Genomic DNA, 8,074 nt, shown 5'->3' on the forward strand with positions numbered 1-8,074 from the left:
CTCGTATTCGTCGGCGGTGCAGGTGCGGTCTAACGGGAACAGGACGCGCAACCGGGGCGCGCCGGGGCTGTGCTTACGGGTGGAATAGATACAGTAGCCGCATCCCAGGCCATCCACGCGGCGCAGCACATCTTGCGTGCCGCCGGCAGGGATGTGGTCGAGATCCAGTGTCAGCAGGTCGCGGCCGGAAACCGCGCTGCCCTTGCGGCGTGTGCCTTTGAGGGATCCGGCCACAAAGCCGCCTACATCCTTCAGCTCGTCCTGCTGGGGCTTTTTCAGCGCGAGATACTCCGCTTGTGTTTCGGCGCCGCGCGCGGGCGTGCGCAGGCGGTCCCACAGCTCGGAGAGCATAAGGACCTGCGGCGTCCACCGGGCGGCTTTTCGGCTGGCGCCGGCGGAGATTGTGATTTTGCGGTCGTTTATCATCATGGAGTGCTACTCCTTTTTATAAAAATCATCTATCCAACCGTCCGCGCCCAGCGGCAGATCCGGCGCCCACTCCACAGGCTGACCCATGATGCGGCATACCGTGTCGAGGTCGGCCTTACCCTTTGGGCAGTCGATGACCACCTCATCATGGACGTGGAACACCACCGGATAGCCCGCGGATTCCAGACGGGTGATTGCTTCGGCCAGACAGTCGCGGGCGATGGCCTGCACACAGTTTTCCACCAGCTTGCCGCCGTAGGTTTCGAGCTGTTTCCATTTCTTTGTCGTCTGATCCATCCCCATGTAAGACAGGCTGGGGTTGCCCCATTGGTTGACGCCGAGAGAGGGCTGCGCATAGTAGAGCTTGCGCCCGCTTGGCAACAGGACCGTCATAAAGTCAAGTCCGTTGCCGGGATCGCACTCCCGGGCAAATTGCAAACATCCTGCGGCCGCTGGCCGCCCGGTTTGCACAACCGAAAGCGCAGCATCCTCCACCGCATACCAAAGGTTGCGGATACGCTTATTGGAGTCCCGCCACCGCCGCACGATATCCGGCAGTTCGTCCTCTGTCAGCCCCATATCGAGAGCGCCCATTGCGATCAACGCGCCGCTGCCGCCCTGGTATCCGAGCGCGAGCTCTGCAACCTTGCCTTTCTGGCGCAGGGCATATTCGGGATTTCCCTTTTTGATGAGATCAATGGGAACGCCGAACATCTGCGACGCGCTGGCCTCGTAGATCTTCCCATGTGTGCGGAACACCTCAAGCCGCCATTGTTCCCCGGCCAGCCAGGCGATCACCCGGGCTTCAATCGCGGAGAAATCCGCATCCACCAACATACATCCCGGCGAAGCGACAAACGCGGTGCGGATCAGCTGGGACAGGGTATCCGGAACCGAGCCGTAGACCAGCCGCAGCGCGTCGAGCTTCCGGGCTTTGACCAGATCCCGGGCGAGCGGCAGTGGGGAGAGGTAGGTGCGCGGGAGGTTCTGCGGCTGCACGATGCGGCCTGCCCAGCGCCCGGTACGGTTGGCGCCGTAGAATTGCATCAGGCCCCGGATACGTCCGTCACCGCACACGGCGGCCTCCATCGCATTGTATTTTTTTGTACTGGTTTTGCCGAGTTCCCGCCGGATTTCCAACATCCGCCGGGCTTTTTCGCTGCCAAGGTCGCGCTCAAGCAGAGCGGTCACGGTGTCTTTGCGCAGGTCCGGGGTCTCTTCGCCGGTCTCCTCCTCCAGCCACGCTTTGACCTGCGGCAAGCTGTTGGGGTTGGAAAGCCCGGTAAGCCCCGACGCTTCAGACATGAGCCGTGTCCGAACCGTTTCACCGCACCATAGCGCGCCATCAATCAGCTCAAGATCCATTGCTACACCGCGGGCGTTGATTGTCTGGTCGGTGATCCATTGCGCCTGTACCGTGGGCGGGACTGGAAAGTTCCTCAGCCGCCGTTCGATCTCCATTTCGGTGATAACATCCTGCCGGTTGTACTCCACAAAGAGTGCCCACTTGGCCGGATCATGATGTGGCAGGTTGCGTGTGCGGCCGCCGTTGGCTTTCGAGGGCTTGCAGGGGCAACAGAAATACCGGATCAGGGCCTTGCCAGTGGCCAGCTTGCGCCGGTCCTCCGGCAGCCCCAGCGCACGCCCGGTGGCATCCAGCCCCGCGGTATATCCACAGTAAAGCCCATGGAGCATGGTGCAGCGCCATTGCGGCAGCCACGCCTCCGGTTTCTTCAGATGGAAATAGCGTGACAGGCAATACCACTCAAAGGCAGCATTGTAAGCGTGTTTGACCGTTTCAGGGTCAAACAGCGCCTCGCGGATATCCTGCGGGACATCCCCACCGGCTGGCAGATCCACCACCTCGACCGGTCCGCCGTCCAGGCTGTAAGCAAACAGCAAAATCTCAAAGTCAGGCGACTGGGCGTATTTGTACATGCCGGCTTTGCCGATTTCGACGCTGGAATAGGTTTCAATATCAATGGAAAGATGACGCATAGGAACCTCCCCGGTTGAAAGCGGCGGCCCCGAAGGGCCGCCCTGATTGTTATTGGATAACTGCGCCGGTGATGGGGTCGATCCGCATCGGACCCGTGCCGGGATTATAGGAGACGGGCTGCTGCCAGGGCGGTGTTTGTGGTGCGGCGCCACCCGGAGCAGCTACATTGGCAAAGTCGCTTGCGGCGTCGCTGCGCCCGGAAAGCGGTTCGCCGTCGCGGGTCTTCATCACATTGCCCAACCCGCAGCCAACCCCCTTGTTTCCGCTGTTCGCGTAGGGGAAAAAGTTGATCGTCACCCGGGCATACATGCCGCTGTAGATGTCGCTGGGTGCCAGCTCGCAGTTGATATTCGAGATGTCAACGACCTGCGGCTTCTGCTTGGTGCTGGCGGTCATAACCCAATGGCCTTTGCATTCATCCCCGAACGGTTCACCGGAGGGGCGCACGCCGTCCCCGTCGTAGATCGGGACGCGCATCATGGGTGGACGGGCGTTGTTCCAGCACTTGGAAAGCCCCTCGCGGGCGGCAGCCTCAATGCTCGCGTCGATATCCGCCTTGGTTGCATAATCCGATTTCGGGATCAGGAGGGTGACCGAGAATTTCTCCTCGGCCCCCGGCTGCTGCGCACGGGGTTTTGTGAGGTTCGCGTAGGACAGGCGCACCTCGCCGGTCAGGACCTTGGTCGCAATATTCTGATACATTTAGTAATATCTCCTTTATACATTTAGTAAATTTAATTTGCGGCCCCTGCGAAATCCGCTGCGGCAGGGCTGTATGGCGGGCGCTTGTCGCTGTCCGGGGCGAGGGTGGGCTTGCCCGGCGGCTTGATCACATACCCGGCCATCAGGTCGTCAAATTTGGTTTTTCCAATCAGTTTTTCGGCGGCAGTCAAGGTGATGGGGCGGCGCTCATAAAGCATTTCCTCCGCCACCCCTTCGGATTCCAGGCGGGCGAAGGCGGCGTCAATATCGGTAAACTGCCGGTTGCTGCGGCCCTCCACCGCTTTCCAGCCGGGGATGTCGCGGCCGCTGAGTTCTGCTTGCAGAGCGTAATCCTCCAGGTCGGCGGCCCATTTGCTCAGCTCCTTCGCCTTTTGCAGGATTTCACCCACTTCGGCGTCAGTGAGCAGCGGCGGTTTCGCGAAGCCGAAGTCCTCCAGCGCCGTGGCGTTCTCGCTGCGCGCCCGGCAGGTTGCCCGCGCGCGGCAGAACCGGCACCAGTCCCTGGGTACAAAATCTCCCTCGCCCTTGAAGGCGGTTTCTGCTTTGGGTTTGGCTTCATTCATCCCCCAGTCGATCAGTTCGTCGCGGGAGATCAAAAATTCGCTGGTGCTATCCAGGCGGGGCTGCACAATAGAAACGCAGACCCGCTTGATTGTGTCGCCGTAAATCGGGAGGTAGGCTTCCAGCGCACCGAGGGCATAGAGCAACATCTGCGGGTTGTGCCCGGCATCGACCGGCACGCCCTTGCCATATTTCAAGTCGATGATGCGCAGAAGGCCGCCGCCGATCATCACGCAGTCACCGGTGCCAAAACCTTCCGGGACAAACCGGGAGAAGTCGAGCCGCCGTTCGACAGCCACGTGCGGGGTGCTGCTGTAGCGCATGGCGCATTCAGTAATATATTCGAGATAGGTGTCTGTATGCTCCTGCATTTCCTCCTGGTAGAGCGGATCCGCCTTCAGCTTTTTCATTTCAGCGTTGAAGGCACGGGTGCTCATTGGGGTGAATTTTTTGCGAACCTTCAGCTCGGCGATTGCGTGGGCCAGCCGGCCCTCCTCAGCGTATTCGCTGGTATGCTCCGGCAGGGTTTCCTCGAGCCGCGGCGCGCGGGTGCAGTGCATCCAGCGTTCCGCGGAAGAGGCGGACAACAGCGCATGCTTTTCAGGCGTCGGCATTTTCATCCTCCTCTGCAATTATCAGACGGGCGAGCGCAAAGCGGATGCACTTTTCCGCGATGGTGCCGATCGGCAGCCCGGTCTGCCGCTTGACTGCCAACAGGCTTTGGTATACCGCTGGACGCAGGCGGATGATGCCGCTGTCGCATTGATCCAGCTTGGGGATTGTAAGAATGAATTTATCCATCAGATCCGCGCCCCCAGCCCGCGAAGGTCAGTCGCAAACGCGCCGTACTGTTCCGGCGGCAGCTGGGTGATTGCCTGAACGGCATACTTCGAAAGCAGGCCCATCAGGGCATCCATTTTCCCAGCGTCGACCAGGGCTGCGCCCGCTTGGGAGAGCTGGTCCACTGTGTAGGCGGGCGCCGCAGTTACGGGAACGGCTGGTGCTGGCGCGGCGGCCGGAGCCGCAACTGGGATCGATACAACAGGGGCCGCCGCGATAGGCTCGGGCGCGTTGATGGCGGCAGGTTTGGGCGTGTGAATCTCCGGAGCGCGGCTAAATGCCGCAGTCAGCTTGTCCAATGCACCGATGAGGGCTGGGGAAGCGTCCAGTTTGATAACAAATTCCAACATGATTATTCTCCCTTCTGTTGTTCAACCGTTACGGTGATTCCCTGTGCGGCTTCGATCCCGGCTTCATCGACCTGTGATTTTTTGAGGTAGAGCGTCATAAGCTCCCCATCCACGCGGGATTCGAAACGATAGCAGGTTTTTGTCTGGTTTTTAAGCGAAAAATCGATTTTTAACATTTATGTATCCTCCTTTGAATATAAACATTTTGTGTGCGCGTAAATATCATCGCCGCGCTTTGTGTGCGACGCCTGGTAATCTTTGCCCTCCTGATCCAGCGGTTGAAAGCCTATCCCGCAGCGCGGGCACTTTGCACCAGTGTCACATGGGTGGGCAAACAGGTTCCCGACGCGCCGGTAACTTTTGCAAGATTCGCACAGGCCGGCGTCTGGAATCCGAAGCCCCTTTTTCTCCGCCCGGGCCTTCGGGCATGACTCCTTGACACTGCGGCTGTTTTCCCGCCGGCGGCTATGGATGCAGGTCAGGTATTTCAACTTGACAAAACCTCCTTGTCATGATACTTTGTACCTACAGATATTTTTCCTATGCGTCCTGTTGAGGTGCCAGCCTCGCAGGGCGTCTTCTTTTTTGCGGCTCCAAACCTGTAACTTGCCGTACAGTCTTTCTCAGAATCCGAGAAATGGTTTCTTGCCGCGTCTTCATAACAATGGCAATATCTGATTGATAAACACCATCCAGCGCCATGCTTAGAATGCGGCGTTGATCGCTTGTCAGTTTTTTCAGGGCCGCTTCAAGATCAACCCGTGATGCGCACTGGTCTGCAAGATCGTACGGATCAGGGAGCAAATCCCCGAGTTCGGCATCGCCATCACAAATTGGGGAATGGATACTGATGCAGGATTCTTTGCGCTTGAGCCGGTTCCTTCGGTTGATTTCTTGCAAATATGAATTTTTCATTGTCAGAAAAGCAAACGTTGATAGCTTGCCTCTGTCTGGATCCCATTGGAGGACCGCATTTAAATATCCAATGGCGATAATCCCATACCATTCATCAACATCCAAGTGGTTCTTCCAGAGGAATCCGTAAATCAGGTTGTGGTTATCCTCCGCGATCTGGCGTTGCGCGTCGGTAAGCTTCATTTTTTTTTGCACCTCCTTGCTGCCTTGAATTTTGGATAACTGTCAATCGTGTGAAACCACACGCCCAGTCCCACCAAGACCATTTGAGCGATTATGTATGCGGTCAGCAAACTCACCATCCCGGCCTCCGTTTCTTCAGCGCGGCCCGGATATGCCTCTGCTGCCTGTCACGGATTCCGCGTTCCAGTTCCTTGTCCGCATATCGGGCGGCGTTCATGGCGTCACGCCCTGCGCGAAAGCTTTTGTATCGATCGCACGCGCCGTGACAGCCGACGGCGCGGTCTGCGCAGCCGTAACATGGACACATTTGCAAAGCTCATCACCACCGTAAGCATTGTCAGGAACAGCAGCACCGCGAAGCCGTACAGGTCGTCGCAGCCCGCCGCCACAGGCACCAGAAACAGCGCCAGGAACAGGGTCAATAATTCTCTCAGCTTGTCCACCTCCTTGATGTTGCTTGTCCGTCAGGACAATTCACGGGCGAGACATGTCTTTGAAATCCCGACTTTCGGACCGAACTTTTTGAAGTTGAATAGTGTGCGTGCGGTTTTCCGAGTAAAGCCGGTGTAGTTGGAGACATCCGTTACCGAAAGAATTTCTTTACCCGGAAAGGCGCTGTCAAGCCGCTCCAAGTTGTCGCGGAAGGTTGGTTTTTCGAGCGGCATAAAATTCCCCCTTTTAGAGTCCTGTTTATCGGACAGTTGATGTGTTATTCTTGTGATGCGGCAGAGAAGGGAAGATTGAGAATCTTCCGAATGTGACCTTCAAGCGCCGGGCTGTTTACCTGCCCGGTCAGCACCTTGTACATTATCGATGAATCCACATACATATCGGTTTGTTCTCTGATTTTTCCGATTAGCCACTCTTGCGGCTCGTTGCGGCACATCAGTTCGAACTTGACTTCTTTGCCAAATTCGGTGAGTTCGCGTTTCCGCATAAAACACCACCTCCTTTTTTGTCGAATTGTACATTGACAATTACGCAAATATGTAATATAGTGTAATTGCCACATTAACTAGATTACTGATTTGCGTTCTTTACTACATGATATTACACGATAGAGTAAAAGTCAACACAAAATAACGCAATTCAGTAAATATAGCATTTTACCTAAATTGGAGGGGTTATTTGTGTTGCCTCTATACGAAAAAATTGAGCAACTGTGCCGGAGCAGAAACATTAATGTTACACAAATGTGCAGGGAAGCGGGAGTCGCAAGAGCCGTTTTAAGCGATTATAAATGCGGCAGAAAAAAAACAATTGGTATCCAAAACCTTTCTAAAATGGCAGCTTACTTCAATGTTTCGGTGGACTATCTCATCGGAACAGAAGATGCCCAAAAAGAAAAAGCGCCTGTCCTTACTGAAAAGGACAAGCGCGATATTGCCCGCGATTTAGAACGCATGAGGGCCGATCTTGAAAATAGTGACACTCTTATGTTTGAGGGTAATCCCATGAGCCCAGAAGCCCGTGAGTCGATTCTCGCGGCGGTGAAGCTCGGCCTTGAAGCGGCAAAAATTCAGAATAAGCAAAAATACACCCCTAAAAAGTATAAAAAGGAATGAGGTAGATGAGCCCAAACATAAAAATGCTGACATCGAAATTTCAGACAAGAAATCCGTTTGAATTGGCAAAATGCTTGGGTATCATTGTGATCCATTCTCCATTGACAGACGTAAAGGGGTTTTGCCAATGTATTAAGCGAACAAAATTCATTTACATTTCAGATCAACTCGATGAAAATGAGCAGCAATTTGTTTGCGCGCATGAACTAGGGCACTTACTTCTCCACGGAGGGGTGAACCGTTATTTTATGAGCTCATGCACACGGCTGATACCTGGACGCTATGAACGAGAAGCTGACCAATTTGCGGTTGATCTACTTTGGAGCGACGAAGAACTCAGGGAATATCAGGATTGGACGATCCCGCAGATTGCGGTGAAACTGGGAATCAGTGAAAGACTGGCGGAATATCGGATGCTGTCAGTGATTCCAAAATTTAGAGGGTATGACAATTAAGCCTGCAAATAAAAAGTCAAGCTCCAAAGCGGGCTTGACGAAAGAAAATGTTGC

Annotated in this window: 12 protein-coding genes and 1 pseudogene; 2 read left to right on the top strand and 11 right to left on the bottom strand. The window is 55.5% G+C overall.

Features of this window, described 5'->3' with window-relative positions; genetic code table 11:
• From DWV16_RS19685 to DWV16_RS16350, 11 genes and pseudogenes are all read right to left on the bottom strand, one after another.
• Positions 1–429: pseudogene (locus DWV16_RS19685) on the bottom strand (virulence-associated protein E); the annotation flags it as partial.
• Between the two features lie 6 nt (positions 430–435).
• Positions 436–2,427, bottom strand: coding sequence for a DNA polymerase (locus DWV16_RS16305; RefSeq protein WP_118480364.1), 1,992 nt, complete (start codon positions 2,425–2,427; stop codon positions 436–438).
• 49 nt (positions 2,428–2,476) lie between these two features.
• The gene (locus DWV16_RS16310) at positions 2,477–3,130 is read right to left on the bottom strand and encodes a DUF2815 family protein (protein ID WP_118480366.1); all 654 of its coding nucleotides are present in this window, start codon (positions 3,128–3,130) and stop codon (positions 2,477–2,479) included.
• A 32-nt stretch (positions 3,131–3,162) separates the two neighbouring features.
• On the bottom strand, positions 3,163–4,326 hold the full coding sequence (locus DWV16_RS16315) for a DUF2800 domain-containing protein (protein ID WP_118480368.1): 1,164 nt from the start codon (positions 4,324–4,326) through the stop codon (positions 3,163–3,165).
• The gene (locus tag DWV16_RS16320) at positions 4,313–4,513 is read right to left on the bottom strand and encodes a hypothetical protein (protein ID WP_118480370.1); all 201 of its coding nucleotides are present in this window, start codon (positions 4,511–4,513) and stop codon (positions 4,313–4,315) included. The genes DWV16_RS16315 and DWV16_RS16320 overlap by 14 nt, the downstream gene beginning before the upstream one ends.
• On the bottom strand, positions 4,513–4,902 hold the full coding sequence (locus DWV16_RS16325; protein ID WP_118480372.1) for a hypothetical protein: 390 nt from the start codon (positions 4,900–4,902) through the stop codon (positions 4,513–4,515). Before DWV16_RS16325 ends, DWV16_RS16320 begins: the two co-directional genes overlap by 1 nt.
• Positions 4,903–4,904: 2 nt before the next feature.
• On the bottom strand, positions 4,905–5,078 hold the full coding sequence (locus DWV16_RS19165; protein WP_158572951.1) for a hypothetical protein: 174 nt from the start codon (positions 5,076–5,078) through the stop codon (positions 4,905–4,907).
• A gap of 364 nt (positions 5,079–5,442) precedes the next feature.
• A complete protein-coding gene (locus DWV16_RS16335; protein WP_118480376.1) occupies positions 5,443–6,000 on the bottom strand; it encodes a sigma-70 family RNA polymerase sigma factor in 558 nt (185 codons plus the stop codon).
• 221 nt (positions 6,001–6,221) lie between these two features.
• Positions 6,222–6,443, bottom strand: coding sequence for a hypothetical protein (locus tag DWV16_RS16340; protein ID WP_147349484.1), 222 nt, complete (start codon positions 6,441–6,443; stop codon positions 6,222–6,224).
• A 21-nt stretch (positions 6,444–6,464) separates the two neighbouring features.
• Positions 6,465–6,665 carry a hypothetical protein gene (locus tag DWV16_RS16345; RefSeq protein ID WP_118480380.1) on the bottom strand — a complete coding sequence of 67 codons (201 nt, stop codon included), beginning with the start codon at positions 6,663–6,665 and terminating at the stop codon, positions 6,465–6,467.
• A 44-nt stretch (positions 6,666–6,709) separates the two neighbouring features.
• Entirely contained in the window at positions 6,710–6,937 is a 228-nt protein-coding gene (locus DWV16_RS16350; protein ID WP_118480382.1) for an XRE family transcriptional regulator, read from the bottom strand.
• A gap of 196 nt (positions 6,938–7,133) precedes the next feature.
• Here DWV16_RS16350 and DWV16_RS16355 point away from each other — a divergent pair, with 196 nt between their 5' ends.
• Positions 7,134–7,565, top strand: coding sequence for a helix-turn-helix domain-containing protein (locus tag DWV16_RS16355; RefSeq protein ID WP_158572952.1), 432 nt, complete (start codon positions 7,134–7,136; stop codon positions 7,563–7,565).
• Positions 7,566–7,570: 5 nt separating this feature from the next.
• Complete coding sequence (locus DWV16_RS16360) at positions 7,571–8,020, top strand: ImmA/IrrE family metallo-endopeptidase (RefSeq protein WP_118480386.1); 450 nt, start codon at positions 7,571–7,573, stop codon at positions 8,018–8,020.
• Positions 8,021–8,074 lie beyond the last annotated feature (54 nt).

The organism is Anaerotruncus sp. AF02-27, assembly GCF_003465835.1.
In the GTDB taxonomy this organism is placed as follows: domain Bacteria; phylum Bacillota; class Clostridia; order Oscillospirales; family Ruminococcaceae; genus Anaerotruncus; species Anaerotruncus rubiinfantis.

Excerpts from the sequence above, each read along its gene's own strand:
- DWV16_RS16305 (WP_118480364.1), bottom strand. The coding sequence starts at position 2,427 with ATGCGTCATCTTTCCATTGATATTGAAACCTATTCCAGCGTCGAAATC.
- DWV16_RS16310 (WP_118480366.1), bottom strand. The coding sequence starts at position 3,130 with ATGTATCAGAATATTGCGACCAAGGTCCTGACCGGCGAGGTGCGCCTG.
- DWV16_RS16315 (WP_118480368.1), bottom strand. The coding sequence starts at position 4,326 with ATGCCGACGCCTGAAAAGCATGCGCTGTTGTCCGCCTCTTCCGCGGAA.
- DWV16_RS16320 (WP_118480370.1), bottom strand. The coding sequence starts at position 4,513 with ATGGATAAATTCATTCTTACAATCCCCAAGCTGGATCAATGCGACAGC.
- DWV16_RS16325 (WP_118480372.1), bottom strand. The coding sequence starts at position 4,902 with ATGTTGGAATTTGTTATCAAACTGGACGCTTCCCCAGCCCTCATCGGT.
- DWV16_RS19165 (WP_158572951.1), bottom strand. The coding sequence starts at position 5,078 with ATGTTAAAAATCGATTTTTCGCTTAAAAACCAGACAAAAACCTGCTAT.
- DWV16_RS16335 (WP_118480376.1), bottom strand. The coding sequence starts at position 6,000 with ATGAAGCTTACCGACGCGCAACGCCAGATCGCGGAGGATAACCACAAC.
- DWV16_RS16345 (WP_118480380.1), bottom strand. The coding sequence starts at position 6,665 with ATGCCGCTCGAAAAACCAACCTTCCGCGACAACTTGGAGCGGCTTGAC.
- DWV16_RS16350 (WP_118480382.1), bottom strand. The coding sequence starts at position 6,937 with ATGCGGAAACGCGAACTCACCGAATTTGGCAAAGAAGTCAAGTTCGAA.
- DWV16_RS16360 (WP_118480386.1), top strand. The coding sequence starts at position 7,571 with ATGAGCCCAAACATAAAAATGCTGACATCGAAATTTCAGACAAGAAAT.